This is a genomic window from Streptomyces sp. P1-3 (assembly GCF_050613155.1).
GTDB lineage: Bacteria > Actinomycetota > Actinomycetes > Streptomycetales > Streptomycetaceae > Streptomyces.
The window spans coordinates 548,129-569,058 of the sequence record NZ_CP192512.1 but is presented as its reverse complement, the minus strand read 5'-3'; the positions used below and the strand labels follow the sequence as shown (position 1 = coordinate 569,058).

Genomic DNA, 20,930 nt, shown 5'->3' with positions numbered 1-20,930 from the left:
GGGCTGGATCGGTTCGACGGACTCACCGCCTGCGCGGCGCCGGAGCACGGTGTGCAGCATGTCGTCGGTGATGACCGGCGGCCGGCCGCCGTGCTTGCCCTTGCGGGCCGCGGTGTCGGAGCCCTTCGAGGGTCGACTCGCGGATGTTCTCCCGCTCGGTCTCGGCCATCGCGGCGAAGAACGCGAACAGCAGCTTGCCCGGCCCGGTGGGGTCGTAAAATGCCGGGCAGGGGCCCGGCAAGCATCTCCAGCACCAGGCCGCCGTGCGCGGTCAGATGGTCGGCGACGTGGTCAACTCCGCCGCGTCCCTCCCCAGCCGCTTCATCTCGAACGCCGTGCAAATCACTCGGCAGTGCGGGGCGTGGGCCTTGGTCTCCCGCGCGGTCCGAAGGGCTTCCTCGAAGGCGGGGCGGGCCCGTACTCGCGTGCTGATTTTCTCACTGAAGATCTTGTCCCTCGGGATGCCATGCCTGCTGAGCACGTCCAGGTGCGAGTCGAGTTCCTGGCCGAGGGTGGAGCACCTCGCGTAGCCGATGCGGATGTCCGCGCTTGGCAGGTCAGGGCCGACCGCACGGGTCGGCTCGGTTCGCCGCAGCGAGCATCGCGACCGCCTGGTCGCCAGACGCGCCCCGCGCTCTCCGCGTCGGCGTCTCGATGGCCGCCGGTGCCCCGCGGACGGGCGCCGGATGCGTCGGGGAAACGGCTCGTTCCTAAGCGACCGTGAGCACGATCTTGCCCTGGATGTGCCCTCGGGCGGCGCGTTCGTGCGCGGCTCGGGCATCCGCGAGCGCAAACGTGCTGTCGATCGCGACGCGGACCGTGCCCGCGTCGAGCAGGCGCCCCAGTTCGGCAAGCTGTGCGCCGTTCGAGCGGACCTGGGCGCTTGAGACCGTGACGCCCAGCTTCGCGGTCTCTTCTTCGTCGAAGTCCCCGGGGAGTACGGGGAACTGGGCGCCGCCGCGCTTGAGCGTGCGCAGGAAGCGTTTGCTGTCGGGGCCGCCGACGGTGTCGAGAACGAGGTCGAGGTCGTGCACGAGTTCCTCGGGACGACTCTTGGTGTAGTCGATGAACTGGTCGGCGCCGAGCTTGCTCAGGAACGATTCATGCGCGCTCGACGCCGCCGCGATGACACGTGCACCCTTCCACTTCGCCAGCTGTAGCGCGAAGTGCCCCACGCCGCCCGCGGCGCCGTTGATGAGCACCGTCGTGTCGGCGTCGAGTGCCGTCGGGCGATGCCGTGCCTCCTGGAAGGGCGACGGGTGATGGTGTCCGAGCTCGATCAGGAACTGCCACGCCGTCAGCCCGGCCATGGGCGCCCCGGCGGCGTGCACGTGGTCGATGCCGGCCGGCTTGAGTGCGAGGTCCGACGCGGGCGCGGCCACGTACTCGGCATATGCGCTGCCGTCGAAGCTGGGAAAACGCAGAAGACCGAAGACTTCATCACCTACGGCGAGGCCGTCCACGTCCGCGGCGACGGCCTCGACGACGCCCGACACGTCCGTCCCTGGAATCACCGGCAGGCTGACCGTCGATTCCGTCTCCCCGGGCATCGTGGTCAGCCCGGCGCGCAGGTACCAGTCGGGGGGATTGATGCCGGCCGCGTGCACGCGAACGAGCACCTCGCCCGGCCCCGGCTCGGGAATCGGCACCTCGTCGTAACGCAGAACGTCAGGGCCGCCGTGCTCATGGAGCCGGACCGCCCTCATCGTGTGTCTCGGCATCGTTTTCTCCTGTCCGCGCTGAGGGATAGGGTTATTCGGATCAGCGATCCACATAAGTGGACCACTGATCCGAATATATGGACCACTGATCCGGATAGTCAAGAGGGACAGATGCGGGCCGACGCCAGGAAGAACCGCGACCACCTGCTCGCAGTAGCGGGCACCGCCATCACCGAGCAAGGCGTCGACGTGTCACTGCGCGACATCGCGCGGAGGGCCGATGTCGGGCTCGCGACGCTGCTGCGTCACTTCCCGACGCGCGAGGCGCTGCTCGATGCCCTGCTCCGCACGAGGTTCGACGAACTGACGGCAAAGGCAGGCGAGCTCGAGACGTCGAGCTCGCCCGAAGACGCTCTCGTTTCGTGGCTACGCGACTGCGTCGCGTGGACAACCGAGTATCGGGGCGTGACCGTGCTGATGGCAGCCGCCATCGAGGACACCGAATCCGCACTCCACGCTTCGTGCGTCACCCTGCGCGCAGCCGGTGCGCGGCTCCTCACCCGTGCCCAGGCCGCGGGCATGGCGCGGAGCGATATCGATGGCGCCGATTTGTTTGCGCTGGTGGCCATGCTCGCTTGGCTCGGCGATCAACCCTCGCTCGCGCCACGCGCCGATCGCCTCTTCGATGTTGTCGCGAGCGCGATTCTGACGAGCGCGGGGAGCAGCCGTGCCAAGGGGGAACGCCGCCCTCAGACCCGTAGCTGACATGGCCACACGCTGACCAGCGGACTCGGCCGCGCGCTCGGCAAGGAGCGGTTCGACGCCGAGTTCGCCAAGGCGGTCAAGGGCACCGGCGTCGAGCCGCGCCCGACGGCTGGACACTGCACCGGATCCGCCACAGCACCCTGACACACGACGCCGAGGGCGGTACCACCACCCCGATGCTGGTGGCCCGCTCCCGCCACGTCTCCGTCCGCTCCCTGGAGCGGTACGCACGTCCCAGCGTCGACGCGGTCGCCCGGCACGTCGCCGAACGCGACCCCGCCGCCAGACGGATGCGCTGACACCTCAAGATCAACAATTGGCGGCTTCTGGGCTCACCTCGGCGACACCCCAGAAAGGGAAGGCGTCCCGCCGCGGAGCTGGTACGTCCACGACGCCAGCGTATGGGCGCCTGGCCAACTCCTGTTGCGGGTTGGACGCAAACCGGCGCGCTGGCCAGCCGTGAAACTCAGATCATGCGTCGTAGCGCGGTCTCAACGGCATCGATCAGCGGATCACCTTCGGATCGTGGGTGCCGTGCGAGGCCGAGCTCGACGTCCGGCAGGGTGGGCAGGGCGTCCGCGTCGTGGCAGGCCATGGCCGGTTCAAGGTTCGTGGGCATGAGCGCCGCGACGCCGAGCCCTGCCCGTACCGCGGCGAGCACACCGACCAGGCTGTTGCTTTCGAACGCCACCCGCCAGGGCCGATCGGCACGTTCCAGGGTTTCCAGCACCGACGTACGCCAGGAGCACGTGTTCGAGAACAGCACCACCGGCAGCGGATCGGCAGCCACGTCCACACCCTGGCCGATCGCCCAGACCAGCGGGCGGCGTACCGTCCAGCGCGGCGGCCCGGGAACGGCCGGCACCTCGTTGAGCACGAGTTGGACGCGGCCCGTGTCGTAGGCCTCGCACATCGCGGCGTTGGACATGCTGAGCACCTCCAGGGTTGCGCCGGGGTGCAGCCGGGCGAGGTCGGCGAGGGCCTGCGGAAGCTGGGACGCGGCCAGGTCTTCGAGCAACCCGACGCCGCAGCGGCCGGTGAGCGTGCGCCCGGTTTCGGTGAGTGCCTGCGCGGAGAGCGAGAGAATGCGTTCGGCGTACGGCAGGAGCTCCTCGCCCGCCCGGGTCAGCGAGACACCGGACGGTGATCGGTGAAGCAGTGGACGGCCGATGGCCCTCTCGAGCTTGCGCACCTGCTGGCTGAGCGCGGGCTGGGTTGTGGAGGCGGGCGACGCCGCTCATGGCGTCCTGGACACCGTCGCCCTTGAGGCGGCAGTCGCGCAGGATCTTCCAGGTCTTCATGCCGGCGAAGGCGTGCTCAACCCGAGCGCGGACCTGCTTGTGGGACTTGTTGTGCGCCTGCTTCCATTCGGGGAGTTCTTCGCCTTTGCGGTGCCGATGGGGCATCAGAGGCCGGTGCCCGGGTAGCCGCCGTCGGCGATCGTCATGGTGTTGCCGACGGCGGCCTTGGCCCCGGATTCCACGCATGCCTTGCAGTCATTGCGGTTGCCGGGCACCGGTCGGCCGAGGCTTGCGCTGCCGCAGGGCCAGTAACGGCCCGAGCTGATCGACGATCCGGTCCGCAGCCGACTTGGACACCCCGAACAGCGGAGCGAGTTGCCGCAGCGTCAGGTTCGTTCGCCAGTACGCGGTGACCAGCAGGACCCGGTCCTGCAGCGGCACTCTCCACGGCCGACCCTTGCGGACCGGGTCCGCACCTTCGCGGCGCAGCGCGGTGACCAGCTTGCCGAACTGCCGCGGGCTCAGCCCGGTGAACGGGGCTATCCAGGACGGCTCGGACGCCGTGATCACACCAGACACAGCAAGATCATCTCAACTGCCGGTCATTCGCGGTGGCCTCTCGCGGCTGGCTTCGTTCGCTTTCAGTAGCAGCGTTCGTCTGATTGCTTGAGCAGTGGTGGCCCGTGAGCCAGGAGTGTGGGTAGAGGAAACGGCTTTGTGCCCTGTGTGATCGGCATGGATGCTGGCTCGCCGGAGGTACTGAAGATGATCAACGTTGTGTTGAAGCTGTCAGCCCGTGATCTGGTGCATGCGGACATGGCGTCGTGCGGGTGGGCAGGGTCTGACCACCACCTGGCCAGCGTCGCCAAGCAGTTGGAACGTGCCCGGATCGGCGAGGTCGACTACCTTGCGGTCTGCCCTGCAACGGACATCCCTGTGGCAAAGGGCGGCGTCGACTACCAGGTCAAGAAGGGTGTCGGCACTTTGTGGCAGCTGGCAGTCCAACCCGCATTGCAGTCGTGCGGGATCGGCACGTTCCTTGTTGAAGCCGCAGAACTGCGGATCAGGAACCGCGGTCTGCGGCAGGCCGAGCTCGGTGTGGAGGAAAGTAACCCCCGGGCACGTGCGCTATACGAAAGGCTGGGTTATGTCGCGTACGGCCGTCAGCCGGACTCGTGGGACGAGCAAGCCCCTGATGGATCGTTGCGCCGCTACGAAACGATGTGCACGTTGATGCGGAAGGAACTCACGTAGGCTCAGTCACCTTCGCGGGATCTGTCAGCGGACGCGTCGTCCCAGGTCATGTAGTCATCAGATCCGGGCGCCGTCCTCCAAGGCTGTCGGCCACGGCGGAGGCTTCTTCCTCAGATCCAGCCAAGCTGTGGTCGCGTGGCGGGCTCATCCGCACCCAGTTCGCCCTGCCCGTGCATGCTGCACTGCGGCACGTGCGTACTCGATGGAACGCAGCCAGACTCTGCGGGACGGCTTGCCCGACGGCGAGAGCGTGCGGACGTGGCGACGTAGCCCGAGCGGTGACGAGATAGCCCACCACCGCCCCCCGACGATCTTTTACGGGACAAGCCTTAGCGTGGCGTGGTGTCGTCGGCCCTGAACGGGCCGCCGTGGCCGGGCACGATCAGGTCCGCGGCGGTCAGCACCCGCAGCCGGGAGGCGCGCAGCACCTCACGGTCGGGGGCTACTGGGTCGTCCGCCGGGCCGTCCGCGTGCCACCACAGGTCACCGGCGAAGGCGACCACGCCCGATTCCGTGCCCGCCAGCAGTGTGATGTCCTCGGCGCTGTGGCCCGGAGTGCGGATCAACCGTAGCGACGGGGTGAGTTCGTAACCCTCCGCATCCCGGTTCCTCCACTGATCGCCGAGGTACTCCACCTTGTGGTCGTGCACCCGGGCCCGTGGGAACAGGCCCACGTTCATGGTGTTGTCCGGGTGGTGGTGGCTGAGCACCACGTCGGTGATGTCGTCGGGGCCGAGCCCCAACTCCTCGAGCGGGGCGAGGATACGGTCGCGGCTCGCCACCATGCCCGGGTCGAAGATCACATGCCGGCCAGCGTCGGATACGTAGGAGACGGTGGCGGCGACTCCGGGGCCGGTGGAGCCGACGTATCCGGTGGTCAGGATCGTGTACACGGCGCTGCGGCCGAGCGGTGCGTCTGTCATGGCCTCAATCCTTCCGGGCAGGCCGATCGTTCACGAGTGGCACAGCTGCCGCTGATCGCAGGATTAGTGCCACACTGCACGTGTGCCTCCCTTCGTGACCGTCGCCGCGTACACCCCGCCCGGAGTCGGCATGCTCGCCGTCGGCATCGTCACCGAGGTCTTCGGCCCGCACGGCCAGACACTGCCCGGCTTCGACTTCGCCCTGTGCACCGACCGGCCCGGGCCGGTCCCCACTGACCTCGGCGTGTCGCTCACCATCACGCACGGCCTGGACCGGCTCGCCTCAGCCGATCTGGTGATCGCCCTGCCGTGGGCCGGCTTCCGCACGCCACCCGCTCCCGCCGTGCTCGATGCGCTGTCGGCCGCACACGAGCGCGGCTCACTGGTCGCGGCCCACTGCGTCGGCGCTTTCGCACTCGCCGCCGCCGGACTGCTCGACGGTCGGCGGGCCACCACCCACTGGCGGTTCGCCGAACTGCTCGCCCGCCGCCACCCCAACGTCACCGTCGAACCCGACGCCCTCTACATCGACGAAGGACGCATCATCACGGGCGCGGGAGCCGCCGCGGGCTTCGATCTCTGCCTGCACCTGCTGAGGCGGGAGTACGGAGCCGCGATGGCCAACGCTGTTGCCCGGGACGTGGTGCTGCCCTCCCACCGCGACGGCGGGCAGGCACAGTACCTGGCCGCCCCCGTCCCCGAAGACTGCCGCGACGAGCGTCTCGCCGAGGTACTCGCGTGGGCCCGCGAAAACCTCCACGAGCCGCTTCCCGTCGCGGAACTGGCCCGGCGTGCCTTGATGAGCAAACGCTCCTTCGCCCGCCGCTTCACCGCCGCGACCGGCACCACCCCCCACGCCTGGCTGCGGAGCCTGCGTCTGAGCAGCGCCGAGGAGCTCCTGGAGACCACGGACCTGCCGGTCGAGGAGATCGCCCACCGCGTCGGATACGCAAGCGCGGCCGTCCTGCGCGAACAGTTCGTGCGCCGCCGGGGAGTGCCGCCCCGCTCCTACCGCCGCTCCTTCACGAACACGCCGTAACGAACAAGCGAGCCAGGCGGGCCAACGCCGCTCCGAGCAAGCCCGCCTCCCACTCCCGCAGGCGCCCAAAGAACCATCCGGGCATCCGCGCCCGGGAGCTGCACCGGGGGCGGGGTGTCCGGCTTGAGGCGCCGGACTCTGCCCGGGTATTGCACGCCGCTGTCACTGCCGGTCGAGAGCGGCAGCGACCTGGTTCAGGATGTGCTGCCAGTGTGTCCGCTGCTGTTCGCGCTCTTCGGCGCTCGCCAGGTGCTCTTGGTGGCGTCGCCTCGGGGACCAACAGCGCCATCCGCGAGCTCGGCGGCGTCTTCGGGGTCGCCGTCCTCGCGGCCGTCTTCACCGGCCCGGCCGTCTACGGAACGCCGGACGCCTTCGTCGACGCCTTCAAGCCCGCCCTGTGGGTCGGCGCGGGCCTGGCGGCGGGCGGCATCGTCTCGGCGCTGCTCGCACCCCCGCGCGAAGTCCAGCCCCCGGAGGCGACGACGCGCCGGACCGCCCTGCCCGCCGACGTCGGACCGACGGGCGCGTAGCCGGGACACCGTGCCGATTCGCGCCGCTGACTCGCATAGAGCCGCCGCACTGGCGGAGATGGTGAGAGTGGGCCGCCGTCCCGTGCAGGCCGTGCAGGGAGACCGCCGACAGGGGAGAGGTCATCAGGCGGGCTGACCCGCGAGAGTGACGGAACCAATGCCGAATTCGCCGGCCAGGCGGGAGTGACCACGACCTTCAGGTCATCCGGTTTCGCCTCTGACGCACGTAAGCTGCCCGCACTGATTATCCGTCATGAAAGGACTGGTCGTGGCCTCTCGTCTCAACCCGTATATCAGCTTCTCCGGTGAAGCGAAGCAAGCCATGGAGTTCTACAAGGAGGTCTTCGGCGGCAATCTGGCCGTCCACACCTATGGCGATTTCGGTTCCGAGGTGCCTCCCGGATACGGCGACAAGATCATGCACAGCATGCTCGAGACCGTCGGTGGATTCACGCTGATGGGGGCCGATAATCCGCCCGGGACGGAGCACAGACCCGGGAACAACATCGCGGTGAGTCTGAGCGGCGACGATGCGGACGAGCTGCGCGGCTATTGGGACAAGCTGTCCGGCGGCGGCGCGGTGTCCGTCCCCCTGGAGAAGCAGATGTGGGGCGACGTGTTCGGCATGTGCACGGACACGTTCGGTATCACATGGATGGTCAACATCAGCGAACAGCGGACCTGATCCGGCGTCGACGCGTCGCGACCCTGTGGGGCGCCGACGTGTGTCCGCGTCCAGGTCCCGCCGGGGCGCATCCGACGGGTCCGTCTCCCGACCCATCGCGCAGGTCTCAGGGCCGCAGACGGGCCGCTCTTGCCCGGAGGTAGCGCTGTTCCGGCAGGCTCAGGGCCTGGGCGGCCGCCGATTCGTAGGCGGCTCGGGCAGCCTCGGTCTCGCCGGTACGTTCCAGGAGGTGGCCGCGGACCGCGTCCAAGCGGTGCCCCTTCAACTCACCCTCCAGCGAGTCAAGTTCGGCCAGCCCGGCGCGCGGGCCGTGGACCATGGCGACGGCGACGGCCCGGTTGAGGCGTTCGACGGGGCCGGGGATCAGGCGTACGAGGATGTCGTACAGGCCCAGGATCTCCCGCCAGTCCGTGGCCTCGGCCGACGGCGCCTCGTCGTGCACAGCGGCGATCGCGGCACGCAGCTGGTAGGGGCCGGGGTGGCCCCGTGGCAGGGCGCGGGTGAGCAGCGCGACGCCCTCCTCGATCGCGGCCTTGTCCCAGCGGTCGCGATCCTGTTCGTCGAGCGGGACGAGGTCGCCGTGAGGGCCGGTGCGCGCGTCGCGGCGGGCGTCGGTGAGCAGCATCAGGGCCAGCAGGCCGGTCACCTCGCAGTCGTCAGGCAGCAGCCGGTGGACCCTGCGGGTCAGCCGGATGGCCTCGCCCGCCAGGTCGCGCCGTTGGAGGGCGGCGCCGGAGGTGGCCGTGTAGCCCTCGTTGAAGATCAGGTAGAGGGTGTGCAGCACGGCCGGGAGTCGCTCCTCCCAGTTCTCCGGATGCCCGAAGCGCACGCCCCGCACCTTGCGCTTGGCCCGGCTGATGCGCTGTGCCATCGTCGCCTCCGGGACCAGGTACGCGCGGGCGATCTCCGCCGTCGTCAGACCGCCGACCGCACGCAGGGTGAGCGCGATCTGCGCGGGCGGGGTCAGGCCGGGATGGCAGCAGAGGAACAGCAGCAAGAGGGTGTCGTCCTCGCGTGGGGCCCGGTCATCACCCGGCGGCGGGGTGGTGAACGTGTCACGCGGGGTGAGCGCCGCTGCCCTCTCCTCGCGCTGACGGCGCGCCTCCTCACTGCGCAGGGCATCCGTCAGCCGCCGCGAGGCGACCTTGATCAGCCAGCCGCGTGGGTTGTCCGGGACGCCGGTCCGCGGCCACTGCCGGGCCGCCGCGAGCAGCGCCTCCTGTACGGCGTCCTCGGCGGCGTCGAAGTGCCCGTACCGCCTGACCAGCGCACCGAGGACCTGCGGCGCGTGCCCGCGCAGCAGGTCCTCGGTTTCGGTGGTCGCTCTCATAGGCACCTCAGCAGATGTCCCCGGCGCCGCCTTCCATGATGGGGCGGATCACCACCGGGTACTCGGGTGCCCCGGCGGGCTGGGGGCACCGGGCGACACGCTCGGCGATCGCCGTGACCCGCTCCAGGCTCGCGCAGTCCAGCACCCAGTAGCCGGCCAGCAACTCCTTGGTCTCGCCGTACGGCCCGTCGGTAATGACGGGATTGCCGTCCGCGTCCAGAGAGACCAGCCGGGTCCGGTCCGGATCGGCCAGTCCCTGGCCGTCGACGAACTCGCCGCTCTCGGAGAGGTCGTCGTTGATCGCGTTCATGTACGCGTACATGGCCTGCAGCTCCTTCTCGCTCCAGGCGGGGGAGTGCTCGGACGCCTTGCCCTGCATGGCGTCGTAGTCCGCGTGCGTACCCTGCACCATGACCAGGTACTTCATCAGTCCGCTCCTTCGGTGTGCGTCGGCTCGGCCGCCCCTCGGTGGGCGGCTCTCACAGGGGACGTCGGAGCCGGGCAGGGATTCTCGACATGGCTTCGGGGCTCGGGGTCATGATTCTTCTTCCGTGGCGGACAGGCCGGGCTACCCCTCGTGCTCGGCGCCCTCCTCGACGTACACCTCGCACTCGACGAGCTGTCCGTGGACGGGACGGGCCTGCTCTCCGCTGCCCATGGCCTCAGGGTAGGCCGGGGCGAGCAGGTCGGAGAGCCGCGATGTCCTCGGCATCGGGGCAGAGCCGGCCCTGCGGACATGGCCCAGCGAGGACCCGGTTCCCACCAGCCGTGGAATGGTCCACGGCCTCACAGCGCACCGCGTCGTGCCCTGCCACGCGAGGCAGTCGCTCGACCGCCTGGCGGCGCTTCTCGGGGTCCCGTCCCGTGACGATCACGTACCCGCCCGCCCTGAGCGGCCAGCCCTCTGCGCGACATGAAAGCCGATGTCGGACGTGGTCACGGTGACGAGGAGACATGTCGGCGTCGGCGTGGAAGCTGCTGGTCCGTGGGTTCACGGCGTGGTCCATATCGGTGACCGGCACGACGACCACCTCAAGAGGCCATTCCGGTAGGCGTACCGCTCTCAGCGAGTGAAACGCCAGCGGGTCTGGCTGAAGCCCTCGCCCCTGCCGAAGCCGAAGGCGGTCCGCGGCGACACCTCGAACACCACGGCACGGCCCGCGTCCCTGGTCTCTTCGGTCGGTGGCGGGGCCGCCGTCGTTGTAGCGAGGCTGAAGGCCCCGTCCCGCACGTCGAAGTGCCAGTCCGGGCCGTACTTCGCCTCCCAGGCCGCCGCCAGCTCGACCAGCCGCTTCTCGTCGGTGATCCGGACCGCCTCGCCCTCGACCACCAGATCGCAGCCCTCGCTGTAGGCGTTGGTGCCGGTGGTAAGGACGACGTGGGGGTTGGCGGCGAGGTTGAGCCCTTTGCGCTCCCGCTCACCGGTGGTGAAGTGGAGCGCCCCGTCCATCCACACCGTCATCAGCGGCGTGACGTGGGGGCGGCCGTCCGGACGGACCGTCGAAAGCCAGAAGATCTCGGCCTTCTCGAGGCGGGAGACGGCCTCGGCCCAGGGCGTGGCGGTGGCGTCGGGGGAGCTGTAGCGCGCGTCCAGGTCGGTCTGCGGTTCCTGCCTGTGCGCTTGTGCCGGCATGGCGGACTCCTCTCGGCCCTCGGTCGTTTCACATGGTCCCCCTCTCATCCTGAATCCGCCCGCCGACCGGACTCATCGGAAACCGGTGCCTGGGGCTGATCTCGGACCCGGACCCGGTCCTTGATCGGGATGGGGATCGGCTGCTGTGCGAGGCCGCACGCCTGGCGGCTCACGCTTTGCGACGCCCCTGCAAGTCGCCCGATTGGTGAGGTCGCCGTGGCACGTGCCTGCTGCCTGCGCCCCTTTGGCTGCTGTTCGCGGCACAGTAGGGCCATGAGCGCAGGCGGCAGCGATGTTCTGGCCCGGGCACGCGTGGCGACCAGGCTTCCAGCCCAGGACCTGGACCGGGCTCGGCGTTTCTACTCCGAGCGGCTCGGTCTGGAGCCCGTGGATGAACGGCCCGGTGGGCTGCTGTACCGGTGTGGAGGCGTGGACTTCGCGCTGTTCCAATCGACGGGGGCCTCGGGCGTACGTGATCCTCGACGGCACGCTGCTGCCGATCGACCGGCTCGCCGCCGACCGGCCCTTCTACAGCGGCAAGCACAAGAAACACGGCATGAACGTCCAGGTCATCGCTGCCCAGCATGGCACGCCCGCCTCGGCGAAAGGGTGCCCTTCCGCGGTAGTTGGGAGAACCTCTCCGCAGGTCAGCGGGCGGTGAAGGCGCGGGTGTCCTCGGCGTCTTCGAGCTGCCGGTCGACACCGGCCTCCAGGCCGAAGCGGTCGGAGGAGATGCGTAGGTAGGCGCCGGGGCGTCGAGGGAGGTAGGCCGAGAGCTGGTCGTAGAGGTTGAGGGTGACCCGACCGCGTCGGGCCTGCGGGGGGGGATCTCGAAGTCGTCCCAGGTGGGGAGTGTCGACATGGGGATGTTGCTCCGGTACTCGATGCCTACCGATACCGGGCACCTTCTGTCGGACATCGGAGTTGGGCCGGGCCGTCGATCCGCTGTGAGGTCGTGCCGTCTCGATGTGGATACTGGCTGGCATGCGCATCGACTTCGACCCCGAGCAGTGTGACCGCAACGCGTTCTACCGGCTGCTGACCGCCACCGTCGTGCCCCGCCCCATCGCGTGGGTCTCCACCGTCTCGGCGGACGGCACCGACAACCTCGCCCCTGCGAAGTTCTGAAGAAAGCGGTATCGGCGGTTAGTGACGTTAGCCGAGGGCGGAGGGCGTGACAACCGTTGAACGTGTGCGTTGGCGCACCAGGGGATGGAGCGAGCAGCGGAAGCCGCCGGGCGAACGCGGTCACCGCGTGGAAGGGAAGCATGTGAATGGTGACGTCCCGTACGGCTGAACTGCGGTGATAGCGGACTGCGACTGGAGTACCAGTCGAGGCCGAGGGCGCGGTGGATATCCGTATCCGAGACTGTCTCGCCCTTGTTCATGACTGAGCTGCATATGGTCAGGTTCGCCTCCATACCGAGCCCTTACCTAAGCGACGAGCGTGTCTTCTGGCCGTCAACGAAGCACTCCATGATGATCTGGTCATGGCTACGACCGCTCCACAGGTAACTGCTGCGTACATTGCCGCGTCAGCTGCTGGTGCCACCGCTGTGGTTGGCCTCCTGGCAACTGTCTGGAATGGGCGCTGGCAGAGATCTGCGGAGATGCTCATGTCGGCGCTGAAGCAGTTCGAGGGCCAGTCACAGCCGCGCAGCGCAGGCATCGCGGCCCTTCGTGTACTCAGTCAGAAACGTGTCCTCAAACTGCCGTGGGGTTCTGTGCCGCTGCCATTGGGTGCCGCGGCTGCCTGGCGGTCGTACCAGGAAACCGTGAGTGAACTGTTCTACCGGCAGCTGCTCTACCTCTTCGCCCATGGACGTAACCGGTGGCAGTCGCACGAGATTGAGAACATCATCGCGATGACCGACTGGCTGCTGTCTGGGAAGTCGCTGGAATTCGACGATGCAGACAAGAAGATGCATCTTTATGGAGCGATGACCCGCTACCTGGACGACTGGCGTATGATCGTCAAGGCGGAGTCGAAGAGATTGGGCTCCAGGCCGGATGCGTCAGAAAAAATTGAAGAGCGGTTGAGGAAAGTTGGCGACGTTTCAGCGGTGAGCCGCTTGGAAGGTAAGATTGCCAAGTGGGAGAAGTCCCTGAAGGAAGCGAAAGTTTCAGGTGCCGGTCAGGAAAACTGACGGGTACCGGTGGCAAGGGTCGCTCGACGTCCTACCGGATGCGGCCGTGGAACTTCGTGTGGCCCAGAGAGTCGATCCGGCCCCGGTGTCGCCCCATCGCATACTCGCTCGCCAGGAAACGGATGCCGAGCATCGCCTCCATATTGGCCTCGATCAGCGTCTGCAACTGCCGCTCCAGCGCCACGGACGAGCCCGGAATCTCCTTCGCCTGCCCGCCACTCACCCGGAACGCCTTCAGATTGCTCATAGGCCTCCCCGACTCCACCTCGATCACTCCGAACGAACAATCGAGCCCAGGAGGCATTTATTCCGGCAGGACCTCGGAGCCGACGAGTATCACGCCCAGCCCTCTATTCCTGCCCGCCCAGCGGCTCTCCGTACGATCGCCGTACACCGCTGTCGGAGTCCGAAGAGGCCCACAGGTGACCGCCTATGTCATAGACACCCAGGAGCAGCATCGCACGCGCACCGAGGGAACCACCTAGCCCAGGCTCTTGCCCTCGTACAGGTGCTTGGGAACACCCCTGCAGGCGCGGGGACCACCCGGGGTGCGGGCCGATCGTCGCCGCCCGCCTGGGACCACCCCCGCAGGCGCGAGGACCACGCCACGCAGAACTGGACCGTTGCGGTAAAGCCGGGAACATCCCCGCAGGCGCGAGGACCACCCAGGGGCCGACGAGAAGCCGCTACGGTTCCGGGGAACACCCCCGCAGGCGGGGACCACACCGACCTCTACGCGGCGGTGGCGACGGCCCGGGGAACACCCCCGCAGACGCGGGGACCACCACCTCCACCGGGCAGACCTGATCGTTTTCGGCCTCGGGGATCAATGGAACCGTGGTTGGCGCTGAGATTGATCATGGTGCGGGCTTGGCCGCTGTTTCATAGGTGGTCGCTCATGAAACACCCCACCGCCCGGCGCCCCACCTGCAGCGATCACGTTTCATGAGTTGTTGCAAACGACTGGACGCCTGAAACGCCCCCATGAAACAGTCCAGGGTCGTGAGCGACGACTTCAAGCGCGTGGAATCGCACGACTGCCCGATGTCCACCTGCGCCGCTCCCGCGGGCTCCCCGTGCCGGACTGGGAAGGGCAAGGTGGCCATCCAGTACCACACCGCCCGCTTCCGCTTCGTACCCCAACTCGCCAAGGCGCTCAGCGTGCCGACCCCCGCCGTACGCAAGCCGGGGTCGATGTGGACCGAGCTACCGCGGCCGGTCAGCGCCGGCGCCGAACCGGCCGGGCATGTCCGCCTCGGCTACGCCCGGGCCTCGACCGCCCGGCAGTCCCTCGACGCGCAGCTCGACTCACTCGCCGAGGCCGGAGTGACGCGCATCTTCTCGGAGAAGATTTCCACCCGCGCCACCAAGCGGCCTGAGTTGGAGGCCGCCGTCAAGCTCGCCGGGGAGATCCGTTCCTCCGGCGTCGCCGTGACCCTCGTCGTCCACGAGCACAAGCGGCTCGGCCGAGGCATCGAGCCCGCCATGCTCGCCGAGGAGCTGAAGGCGAGCGATGTCGGGCTGGAGTTCCTCACCGGCGAGCTGAAGGGCTCGCACGACCCGTCCGGGATCGTGTTCACGGTGCTGGCCGCGATGTCGGGCATGGAGCGCGAGTACATCCGCGACCGCACCCTGGAGGGCCACGAGTCCGCCCGCAAGCGCGGCAAGACGATCGGTGGCGCGGGTGTCACCGACGAGTTCGATGCTGTCCATGGCCCTCCACCTGCGCGAGCAGGAGATGAGCCTGCGCGACATCGCCAAACGCCTCGTCATCACCACCGGCACGAAGAAAGGCCATCACCCCTCACCCGCCACCGTCATGCGCATGCTGCGTGAACACGACGAGCACACAACCGCGATGGAAACCACCGGCTGACCTGCGGACCAGCCCTTGACGCTGATTCCGCGAGATGAGTGATCACCTTGTGCCCGTCTTGGCTTGTGCGCCCACCAACTACCAGTAAGGCCCGTGGGGATGGGCGCCGCGCAAGAGGCCAGTGATCGTCACGGCGGAGGTTGAAAACACCCCGGCAGGCTTCGGGCGGAGACGGCGCGGCATGGTCTCACCAGTGAATCGGCCCGTCCTCGGCCAGAAAGGCGCCCGTCGAGCCGTCCTCGCCCACAGTCGCCAGGTCCACCGCGACGGCTGCGCCCTCCTCCGCCGTGCGTATCCCGGTGTGGCGGTTGAGGTCGGTCGCGCAGTAGCCGGGACTCACCGCGTTGACCAGGATCCCTTCGGCGCGCAGTTCATTGGCGTAGAGCACGGTGATCGCGTTCAGCGCGCTCTTCGAGGTGCAGTAAGGGAGGAGGATCGAGGAGTAGGCAGACCACGGGCTGCCCGGGTCGGCCAGGTGGGTGAGGGAGCCGAGTTCGCTGGACATGTTGACGATGCGTGCGGCGGCGGAGCGGCGGAGCAGGGGGAGCATGGCGTGGGTCACCGCGATGACGCCGAACACGTTGGTCTCGTAGACCTGCCGGACGGTAGCGGCTGGGGTTTCACTCGGTTTTTGCGGTCCGGCGGCGATCGCGGCGTTGTTGACGAGGATGTCGAGGCGGCCGAACGTGGCGTCGATGTGCTTGGCGGCGGCCTGGACCGAGATCTCGTCGGTGACGTCCAGCGGAACGAACCGTACGTCGGCGCCGCCCGCGCGAAGCTCCTCGGCCGCCGCCTCGCCACGCTCGGCGTTGCGGGCGCCGATCAGCACGGTGATGCCGAGGGCCGCGAGCCTGCGCGCCGTTTCCTTGCCGATGCCCTTGTTCGCGCCGGTGATCAGAGCAGTCTTCTGCGAAGTCGTCATGGCACCCAGCCTCCCCTCACCCACGGGCGTCAGGGAAAGACCAGAAGACTCTGGATCTATAGTCCACAGATATGAGTGAGCTAGAGGTGCGGGAGCTGAGGTACTTCATCGCGGTCGCCGAGGAACTGAACTTCAGCCGGGCCGCGCAACGCCTGGGGATGGCGCAGCCCCCGCTGTCGAAGGCGATCGCTCAGATGGAGTCCCGGCTCGGGGTACGCCTGCTGGAGCGCACCACCCGGCAGGTGAGGCTGACCAACGCCGGTCAGGTGCTGCTCGACCAGGCCCGGATCGCGGTCGACGCGGTGCACGCGGCGGCCCGGCGTGCACGCCGGGCCGGTCAGCCGACACCCCAGCTCGTCGTGGCGGTCAAGCCGGGAGGCGATGCCGGGCTGCTGCGGGAGATCCTCGCCGCCTACCGGGGAACGGGTTCGCATCTGCCGCTGCCTGAAGTCGTCGTCGGCGGCAGCGGAGAGCCGATCGCCATGCTGCGGGACGGCCGTGCCGATGTAGCGCTGCTGCGCAGCCCGTTCGACGGTCAAGGGCTGGATTCCCAGACGCTCGTGGTCGAGCCGCGACTGGCCGTCCTCCCCGCCGGGCACCGCCTGGCCGGACGCCGGCGACTGCGGCTGACCGACCTCAAGGGTGAACCGATCCCGCGCTGGAAGGGGGCCGCCCCCTCCACCACCGCCTACTACACAGGATGCGACGGAGCGGAAGCAGGCGATGGCCACACAGGCTTGGCGCCGGCTGACACTCCTGAGGGGCCGCTCGTGGCCAGCGTCGAGCAACTCCTGGAGGTGGTCGCGCTGGGGCAGGCGGTGGCGTTCCTGTCACGCTCCACCACCGAGCGGCACCAGCGTCCGGACATCGTCTACCGGCCGGTCACCGGCCTCAGCCCCAGCGCGGTCATGGTCGCCTGGCCGGAGACCTCGCGATCCGCGGCCGTCGCCGCCTTCGTCCAAGCCGCCCACGACGTCGCCGCCCACCACCCCGACCACATGACCGCACTGGCCTACTGACCAGGGGCACTCACCCCTCGCCATGACGATCACCGCAGAACCAATATCAGACAACCACCAGCGCGAAGAAAGGCCAGCACCCCCTGGCCATGGCGGCCGCGGCGATGATGGGGCTGAGGCGGATGCCCCAGAGGGGATACAGGGCTCCGGCGGCGAGGGGGATGCCGACGGCGTTGTAGACGAGGGCGAAGAACAGGTTCTGCCGGATGTTGCGCATGGTGGCCCGTGAGAGCCGGATCGCAGTGACGACTCCGGTCAGGGAGCCGGAGATCAACGTGACATCGGCGGCCTCGATCGCGACGTCGGTGCCGGTGCCGATCGCGAGCCCCACATCGGCGGCGGCCAGCGCCCGGGCGTCGTTGATGCCGTCGCCGACCATACCCACCGTGCGGCCTTCGCCTTGCAGGCGGCGGATCTCGTCGGCCTTGTGCACGGGCAGCACCTCGGCCAGGACACGCCGCACGTCGACCTGGGCGGCGATGGCGGCGGCGGTGTGGGCGTTATCGCCGGTGATGATGACCGTGTCAAGGCCGAGCCGATGGAGGGCGGCGATGGCCTGAGCGGAGTCGTCCTTGACGGTGTCGGCGATGGCGAGCACCCCGGCCGGTGCTTGACCGAGCAGGCCGCCGACGCCGCCATCGACAGCGCCTGTCGGCTGCTGCGGCTGCCCTCGATCCGCAACGAGTTCCCCGACATCGCCGAGCGGGCGCTCAAGGACCAGATGAGCTACCGCGGGTTTCTCGCAGAGCTGTTGATGGCCGAGTGCGACGACCGGGCCCGCCGTCGCTCGGAGCGGCGGATCAAGGCGGCTGGCTTCCCGCGGGAGAAGTCGCTGCGGGCGTTCGACTTCGACGCCAACCCGAACATCGACGCGGCGACCATCCACACCCTTGCCAGCTGCGAGTGGATCAAGAAGAGCCAGCCGCTCTGCCTGATCGGGGACTCCGGCACCGGCAAGTCCCACATGCTCATCGCCCTGGGCACCGAGGCCGCGATGAAGGGCTACCGCGTCCGCTACACGCTCGCCACGAAGCTGGTGAACGAGCTGGTCGAGGCCGCCGACGAGAAGCAGCTGAACAAGACCATCGCCCGTTACGGACGCGTCGATCTTTTGGGCATTGACGAGCTCGGCTACATGGAACTGGACCGCCACGGAGCCGAACTACTCTTCCAGGTTTTGACCGAGCGCGAGGAGAAGAACAGCGTCGCCATCGCCTCCAACGAGCCCTTTGGCGGCTGGACCAAGACGTTCACGGATCCCCGACTTTGTGCGGCCATCGTCGATCGTCTCACCTTCAAACGGCACCATCATCGACACCGGCACAGACTCCTACCGCCTCGCCAGTACCCGAGCACGTGCTGAGCAGCCCGCCAAGGCCGGCTGACCGCAGCCTACGTTCCTCGACGGCCAGCCGTCCTGGCGGACGGCTGGCCGTCCCACGTTTGCGGTGTCCTTTGGAGAAGGTCTCAAGAATCGAGCACGGCGGCGACGGCCTCGATTTCGACGAGTTGGTCCTTATAGCCGAGCACGGTGACGCCCATCAAGGTGCTGGGGACGTCATGGTCAGCGAACAAGTCCCGGACTACCTGCCAGGCAGCCACCAGGTCCTCCCGCCGGGCCGATGCGACGAGGACCCGGGTACTGATGACGTCCTGCAGTGACGCACCTGAAGCAGTGAGAGCGGCCTGCATGTTCTCCATGGCTTTCGCTGCCTGGCCCGCGTAATCCCCGATCGCCGCTGTGGAGCCGTCATCGTTCAGCGGACACGCGCCAGCGAGGAAGATCAGGCGTGACTCGGCGGGCGCAGTGGCCGCGTAGGCGTACTCGGCGACGTCGGACAGGGAGGCGGAGCGGATCAAAGTGATGGCACGAGCCACGGTCGTCGGGTCCTTTCCCATCGGATGTTGAGCGCGGACATCCTGCCAACGGCCAGTTGGCTTCCGCCTTCCCTTTTTCTCGCCGCCCCACGGCAACGCCGTCATTTCTGCGCGACATTCCCGAACCGGATGATCACCAACTGACTCCGGAACCCATCAAGAAACGCTGTTCCTAGAGATCAACGTAGCCAGCACGGCATACACGCGGAGCGCGCTGCGGCATGCGGTGAGGGAGGCGTACGGGGCCGTTCCGGGCCTGCGCACGGAAGGCCCGGAACGGAACGGTGCGACGGAGGGGATCAGAGCCGGTCGACGATGCCCTGCAACTGCTTGACCTCGGCGGACTGGTTCTTCACGACGTTGCCGGCGAGCTTCTTGGCGGCGGCGTTACGGCCGTTCTCCTGCTCGTCCTTCGCCATGTCGATCGCGCCGTTGTGGTGCTCGATCACCAACTCCGCGAACTTGCGGTCGAAGTCTGTGCCCTTGGCGGCCATGAGATCCTTCATGTCCTGCTCGGACATCATCCCGGACATCCCGCCGCCACCGTGGCCCGCGAGCCGTGGTCCATGCCGGGCGACTCCGGCTTGCCCCAGGACTTGAGCCAGGACTGCATGGTCCTGATCTCAGGGTCCTGGGCCTCCTCGATCTGCCCGGCCAGGGTCTTGACCTCCTGGTCGGACGCGCGGCCGTCGGCCAGCTTCGACATCTCCAGCGCCTGCTGGTAGGGGGAGGTCCTGGCCTCTGCGATGTGCGAGGTTTCCGCAGGCCGGGCCCCGCAGGCCGCCTTCGGCGCGGGTGGGCCCGGTGCGCTGATCCGGCTGCGCCGGGTCCTCACACCGCAGCCCAGGCCGCCCCGTACGACGTGGCTTGGGGTCGTCTTCGCCGTGGTGGCGCCACTCCTGCCGCTGTTCGCCTGCGGGCCTGTCGTCGGCTGACTGGCTGGGTCTGGCTGTGGCTGTCCGGCGCCGGTGACCAGTCGGCGCCGACATCGTCATGGCACCCACTCGCCGGGAGCCCTCCCGCGGGGATGACGGGGGATACGGAAGGGCCCCTACCTTCGAGGTGCTTCGCCATGCCGGCCGGGCATTCCACCCGACGTTTCAGCACAGCTGGACCCCGAGTAGCACGGGTCGCTCGTGGCGATCAGGGCGGCTGAGACGGAGGCTCACGGCGCACGTGACGTTGACGACTTCGCGAACTGCCGTGCGTAGGAGGCGTCCCAGACCGGGGCAGGCCGTGAGCGGTCGGAACCCGCGGGGGAGGGAGCTGCACGGCGTAGACCTCGCTCTGGCCCTAGGCGAAGTGGCCGAACTGGGCGGGGAGTACGGGCACCGTCACGATGCGCCTGTTCCCGAACCAGAGATCGTCCACATGGCCTCCGCGTCGCTGTGGACCGGGCTCGACTGAACGCTGCGAAGCGGAGCGTCGGTTGAACGCGAACCGCCTCGCGCTGGGTGCGCGAGGCGGTCGCCGGGGTTGCTGGGGCACTGCCCGGGTCAGTGGTAGGCGTGGACGACGGCGTGTCCCTTGCCGCGGGCGATCAGCCAGCGGTTGACGGGGACGGTCAGGAAGAAGGCGACGACCAGGGCGAAGGCCAGGGCGCCCCAGAACAGGAAGCTGGCGAGGCCCGCGTCCATGGCGCCGGGGACGGTCATCATCACGGTGTTGTCGATGATCTCCATGACGAGGATGGAGACGGTGTCGGCGGCGAGCGCCACCTTCAGGGCCTGCCGGACGGGCAGTCCGGCCTTGAGGACGCCGCGCATGGTCAGCGCGTAGCCGAAGACGAAGGCCAGGGCGACGGCGAGGGCCACGGTCGCGCCGGCGGAGAGGGCGAGGGCGGTGCCGATGACCATGCCGAGTATCTCGCCGATGGCGCAGCCGGTGAGGCAGTGCAGCGTCGCCAGCGCGGCTGTCCGCCAGGAGGAGCCGCCTCCCGCCGGGTGGTGGTGGCCGGCGTGACCGTGCCCCGTGTGGCCGATGTGCATGGCGGCATGGGTCGCGTGGTCGTGGCCGGTGTGAGCGGC

22 protein-coding genes and 8 pseudogenes are annotated in these 20,930 nt (G+C 68.6%); 14 read left to right on the top strand and 16 right to left on the bottom strand.

Translation table 11 applies throughout. The features are described 5' to 3' along the window. Positions 1-22: 22 nt before the first annotated feature. Both ACQUSR_RS02400 and ACQUSR_RS02395 read right to left on the bottom strand, forming a co-directional pair. Positions 23-781 (bottom strand): annotated as a pseudogene (locus ACQUSR_RS02400) (recombinase family protein). Next, positions 711-1,721, bottom strand: a complete 1,011-nt coding sequence (locus ACQUSR_RS02395; protein ID WP_431040846.1) for an NADP-dependent oxidoreductase — start codon at positions 1,719-1,721, stop codon at positions 711-713. Before ACQUSR_RS02395 ends, ACQUSR_RS02400 begins: the two are co-directional and overlap by 71 nt. Positions 1,722-1,832: 111 nt before the next feature. On the opposite strand from ACQUSR_RS02395, the gene ACQUSR_RS02390 reads away from it, so the two are divergent. Continuing rightward, positions 1,833-2,426 carry a TetR/AcrR family transcriptional regulator gene (locus ACQUSR_RS02390; protein ID WP_431040845.1) on the top strand — a complete coding sequence of 198 codons (594 nt, stop codon included), beginning with the start codon at positions 1,833-1,835 and terminating at the stop codon, positions 2,424-2,426. A gap of 176 nt (positions 2,427-2,602) precedes the next feature. Further along, a complete protein-coding gene (locus ACQUSR_RS02385; protein WP_431040844.1) occupies positions 2,603-2,725 on the top strand; it encodes a PmrA in 123 nt (40 codons plus the stop codon). 167 nt (positions 2,726-2,892) lie between these two features. On the opposite strand, the gene ACQUSR_RS02380 is transcribed toward ACQUSR_RS02385, so the two are convergent. Further along, a complete protein-coding gene (locus tag ACQUSR_RS02380) occupies positions 2,893-3,618 on the bottom strand; it encodes a LysR substrate-binding domain-containing protein (protein WP_431040843.1) in 726 nt (241 codons plus the stop codon). 10 nt (positions 3,619-3,628) lie between these two features. Next, positions 3,629-4,246 (bottom strand): annotated as a pseudogene (locus ACQUSR_RS02375) (transposase family protein); the annotation flags it as partial. A 186-nt stretch (positions 4,247-4,432) separates the two neighbouring features. On the opposite strand from ACQUSR_RS02375, the gene ACQUSR_RS02370 reads away from it, so the two are divergent. After that, positions 4,433-4,921 (top strand): GNAT family N-acetyltransferase, encoded by a 489-nt coding sequence (locus tag ACQUSR_RS02370; RefSeq protein ID WP_431047329.1) that lies wholly within the window; start codon positions 4,433-4,435, stop codon positions 4,919-4,921. Between the two features lie 329 nt (positions 4,922-5,250). Here the strand turns inward: ACQUSR_RS02370 and ACQUSR_RS02365 are convergent, their stop codons facing one another. After that, positions 5,251-5,844, bottom strand: coding sequence for an MBL fold metallo-hydrolase (locus ACQUSR_RS02365; RefSeq protein ID WP_431040842.1), 594 nt, complete (start codon positions 5,842-5,844; stop codon positions 5,251-5,253). Between the two features lie 130 nt (positions 5,845-5,974). On the opposite strand from ACQUSR_RS02365, the gene ACQUSR_RS02360 reads away from it, so the two are divergent. From ACQUSR_RS02360 to ACQUSR_RS02350, 3 genes are all read left to right on the top strand, one after another. Continuing rightward, the gene (locus ACQUSR_RS02360) at positions 5,975-6,883 is read left to right on the top strand and encodes a GlxA family transcriptional regulator (RefSeq protein WP_431047327.1); all 909 of its coding nucleotides are present in this window, start codon (positions 5,975-5,977) and stop codon (positions 6,881-6,883) included. Positions 6,884-7,095: 212 nt separating this feature from the next. Then, entirely contained in the window at positions 7,096-7,413 is a 318-nt protein-coding gene (locus tag ACQUSR_RS02355) for a hypothetical protein (RefSeq protein ID WP_431040841.1), read from the top strand. A gap of 268 nt (positions 7,414-7,681) precedes the next feature. Next, entirely contained in the window at positions 7,682-8,098 is a 417-nt protein-coding gene (locus tag ACQUSR_RS02350) for a VOC family protein (RefSeq protein ID WP_431040840.1), read from the top strand. 106 nt (positions 8,099-8,204) lie between these two features. Here the strand turns inward: ACQUSR_RS02350 and ACQUSR_RS02345 are convergent, their stop codons facing one another. From ACQUSR_RS02345 to ACQUSR_RS02330, 4 genes are all read right to left on the bottom strand, one after another. Next, positions 8,205-9,428, bottom strand: coding sequence for an RNA polymerase sigma factor (locus ACQUSR_RS02345; protein ID WP_431040839.1), 1,224 nt, complete (start codon positions 9,426-9,428; stop codon positions 8,205-8,207). A gap of 7 nt (positions 9,429-9,435) precedes the next feature. Further along, on the bottom strand, positions 9,436-9,855 hold the full coding sequence (locus ACQUSR_RS02340; RefSeq protein ID WP_431040838.1) for a YciI family protein: 420 nt from the start codon (positions 9,853-9,855) through the stop codon (positions 9,436-9,438). 141 nt (positions 9,856-9,996) lie between these two features. Then, positions 9,997-10,140, bottom strand: coding sequence for a hypothetical protein (locus ACQUSR_RS02335; RefSeq protein WP_431040837.1), 144 nt, complete (start codon positions 10,138-10,140; stop codon positions 9,997-9,999). Between the two features lie 351 nt (positions 10,141-10,491). After that, on the bottom strand, positions 10,492-11,061 hold the full coding sequence (locus ACQUSR_RS02330; RefSeq protein WP_431040836.1) for a pyridoxamine 5'-phosphate oxidase family protein: 570 nt from the start codon (positions 11,059-11,061) through the stop codon (positions 10,492-10,494). Between the two features lie 273 nt (positions 11,062-11,334). On the opposite strand from ACQUSR_RS02330, the pseudogene ACQUSR_RS02325 reads away from it, so the two are divergent. Both ACQUSR_RS02325 and ACQUSR_RS02320 read left to right on the top strand, forming a co-directional pair. Then, positions 11,335-11,526: pseudogene (locus tag ACQUSR_RS02325) on the top strand (VOC family protein); the annotation flags it as partial. A gap of 1 nt (position 11,527) precedes the next feature. Further along, positions 11,528-11,805 (top strand): annotated as a pseudogene (locus ACQUSR_RS02320) (IS5/IS1182 family transposase); the annotation flags it as partial. Here ACQUSR_RS02320 and ACQUSR_RS02315 read toward each other — a convergent pair. Continuing rightward, positions 11,709-12,047, bottom strand: coding sequence for a hypothetical protein (locus ACQUSR_RS02315; protein ID WP_431048003.1), 339 nt, complete (start codon positions 12,045-12,047; stop codon positions 11,709-11,711). The pseudogene ACQUSR_RS02320 and the gene ACQUSR_RS02315 overlap by 97 nt on opposite strands. Between ACQUSR_RS02315 and ACQUSR_RS02310 the strand changes: the two are divergent. Next, positions 12,046-12,186, top strand: a pseudogene (locus tag ACQUSR_RS02310) (flavin reductase family protein); the annotation flags it as partial. The gene ACQUSR_RS02315 and the pseudogene ACQUSR_RS02310 overlap by 2 nt on opposite strands. Positions 12,187-12,551: 365 nt before the next feature. Beyond that, a complete protein-coding gene (locus ACQUSR_RS02305; protein ID WP_431040835.1) occupies positions 12,552-13,208 on the top strand; it encodes a hypothetical protein in 657 nt (218 codons plus the stop codon). Between the two features lie 31 nt (positions 13,209-13,239). Here ACQUSR_RS02305 and ACQUSR_RS02300 read toward each other — a convergent pair whose 3' ends face one another. After that, entirely contained in the window at positions 13,240-13,455 is a 216-nt protein-coding gene (locus ACQUSR_RS02300) for a hypothetical protein (RefSeq protein ID WP_431040834.1), read from the bottom strand. Positions 13,456-14,210: 755 nt separating this feature from the next. Between ACQUSR_RS02300 and ACQUSR_RS02295 the strand changes: the two genes are divergently transcribed. Then, positions 14,211-15,044 (top strand): recombinase family protein, encoded by an 834-nt coding sequence (locus ACQUSR_RS02295; RefSeq protein WP_431040833.1) that lies wholly within the window; start codon positions 14,211-14,213, stop codon positions 15,042-15,044. A 227-nt stretch (positions 15,045-15,271) separates the two neighbouring features. On the opposite strand, the gene ACQUSR_RS02290 is transcribed toward ACQUSR_RS02295, so the two are convergent. Next, a complete protein-coding gene (locus ACQUSR_RS02290; protein ID WP_431040832.1) occupies positions 15,272-16,006 on the bottom strand; it encodes an SDR family oxidoreductase in 735 nt (244 codons plus the stop codon). 71 nt (positions 16,007-16,077) lie between these two features. Between ACQUSR_RS02290 and ACQUSR_RS02285 the strand changes: the two genes are divergently transcribed. Next, positions 16,078-17,025, top strand: a complete 948-nt coding sequence (locus ACQUSR_RS02285; protein WP_431040831.1) for a LysR family transcriptional regulator — start codon at positions 16,078-16,080, stop codon at positions 17,023-17,025. Between the two features lie 46 nt (positions 17,026-17,071). On the opposite strand, the pseudogene ACQUSR_RS02280 reads toward ACQUSR_RS02285, so the two are convergent. Further along, positions 17,072-17,632: pseudogene (locus ACQUSR_RS02280) on the bottom strand (HAD-IC family P-type ATPase); the annotation flags it as partial. On the opposite strand from ACQUSR_RS02280, the pseudogene istB reads away from it, so the two are divergent. Next, positions 17,582-18,410: pseudogene (istB, locus tag ACQUSR_RS02275) on the top strand (IS21-like element helper ATPase IstB). The pseudogenes ACQUSR_RS02280 and istB sit on opposite strands and share 51 nt — an antisense overlap. Positions 18,411-18,492: 82 nt before the next feature. On the opposite strand, the gene ACQUSR_RS02270 reads toward istB, so the two are convergent. Both ACQUSR_RS02270 and ACQUSR_RS02265 read right to left on the bottom strand, forming a co-directional pair. Next, the gene (locus tag ACQUSR_RS02270; RefSeq protein WP_431040830.1) at positions 18,493-18,903 is read right to left on the bottom strand and encodes a RidA family protein; all 411 of its coding nucleotides are present in this window, start codon (positions 18,901-18,903) and stop codon (positions 18,493-18,495) included. Positions 18,904-19,202: 299 nt separating this feature from the next. Further along, positions 19,203-19,609 (bottom strand): annotated as a pseudogene (locus tag ACQUSR_RS02265) (DUF305 domain-containing protein). A 40-nt stretch (positions 19,610-19,649) separates the two neighbouring features. Here ACQUSR_RS02265 and ACQUSR_RS02260 point away from each other — a divergent pair. Beyond that, positions 19,650-19,838: a hypothetical protein gene (locus ACQUSR_RS02260; protein WP_431040829.1), complete on the top strand. Its 189-nt coding sequence runs from the start codon at positions 19,650-19,652 to the stop codon at positions 19,836-19,838. Positions 19,839-20,399: 561 nt separating this feature from the next. Here the strand turns inward: ACQUSR_RS02260 and ACQUSR_RS02255 are convergent. After that, positions 20,400-20,891, bottom strand: coding sequence for a DUF4396 domain-containing protein (locus tag ACQUSR_RS02255; RefSeq protein WP_431047325.1), 492 nt, complete (start codon positions 20,889-20,891; stop codon positions 20,400-20,402). Positions 20,892-20,930: the final 39 nt, after the last annotated feature.

Excerpts from the sequence above, each read along its gene's own strand:
- ACQUSR_RS02395 (WP_431040846.1), bottom strand. The coding sequence starts at position 1,721 with ATGCCGAGACACACGATGAGGGCGGTCCGGCTCCATGAGCACGGCGGC.
- ACQUSR_RS02390 (WP_431040845.1), top strand. The coding sequence starts at position 1,833 with ATGCGGGCCGACGCCAGGAAGAACCGCGACCACCTGCTCGCAGTAGCG.
- ACQUSR_RS02385 (WP_431040844.1), top strand. The coding sequence starts at position 2,603 with ATGCTGGTGGCCCGCTCCCGCCACGTCTCCGTCCGCTCCCTGGAGCGG.
- ACQUSR_RS02370 (WP_431047329.1), top strand. The coding sequence starts at position 4,433 with ATGATCAACGTTGTGTTGAAGCTGTCAGCCCGTGATCTGGTGCATGCG.
- ACQUSR_RS02365 (WP_431040842.1), bottom strand. The coding sequence starts at position 5,844 with ATGACAGACGCACCGCTCGGCCGCAGCGCCGTGTACACGATCCTGACC.
- ACQUSR_RS02360 (WP_431047327.1), top strand. The coding sequence starts at position 5,975 with ATGCTCGCCGTCGGCATCGTCACCGAGGTCTTCGGCCCGCACGGCCAG.
- ACQUSR_RS02345 (WP_431040839.1), bottom strand. The coding sequence starts at position 9,428 with ATGAGAGCGACCACCGAAACCGAGGACCTGCTGCGCGGGCACGCGCCG.
- ACQUSR_RS02340 (WP_431040838.1), bottom strand. The coding sequence starts at position 9,855 with ATGAAGTACCTGGTCATGGTGCAGGGTACGCACGCGGACTACGACGCC.
- ACQUSR_RS02335 (WP_431040837.1), bottom strand. The coding sequence starts at position 10,140 with ATGCCGAGGACATCGCGGCTCTCCGACCTGCTCGCCCCGGCCTACCCT.
- ACQUSR_RS02330 (WP_431040836.1), bottom strand. The coding sequence starts at position 11,061 with ATGCCGGCACAAGCGCACAGGCAGGAACCGCAGACCGACCTGGACGCG.
- ACQUSR_RS02315 (WP_431048003.1), bottom strand. The coding sequence starts at position 12,047 with ATGCCAGCCAGTATCCACATCGAGACGGCACGACCTCACAGCGGATCG.
- ACQUSR_RS02305 (WP_431040835.1), top strand. The coding sequence starts at position 12,552 with ATGGCTACGACCGCTCCACAGGTAACTGCTGCGTACATTGCCGCGTCA.
- ACQUSR_RS02300 (WP_431040834.1), bottom strand. The coding sequence starts at position 13,455 with ATGAGCAATCTGAAGGCGTTCCGGGTGAGTGGCGGGCAGGCGAAGGAG.
- ACQUSR_RS02290 (WP_431040832.1), bottom strand. The coding sequence starts at position 16,006 with ATGACGACTTCGCAGAAGACTGCTCTGATCACCGGCGCGAACAAGGGC.
- ACQUSR_RS02285 (WP_431040831.1), top strand. The coding sequence starts at position 16,078 with ATGAGTGAGCTAGAGGTGCGGGAGCTGAGGTACTTCATCGCGGTCGCC.
- ACQUSR_RS02260 (WP_431040829.1), top strand. The coding sequence starts at position 19,650 with ATGTGCGAGGTTTCCGCAGGCCGGGCCCCGCAGGCCGCCTTCGGCGCG.
- ACQUSR_RS02255 (WP_431047325.1), bottom strand. The coding sequence starts at position 20,891 with ATGCACATCGGCCACACGGGGCACGGTCACGCCGGCCACCACCACCCG.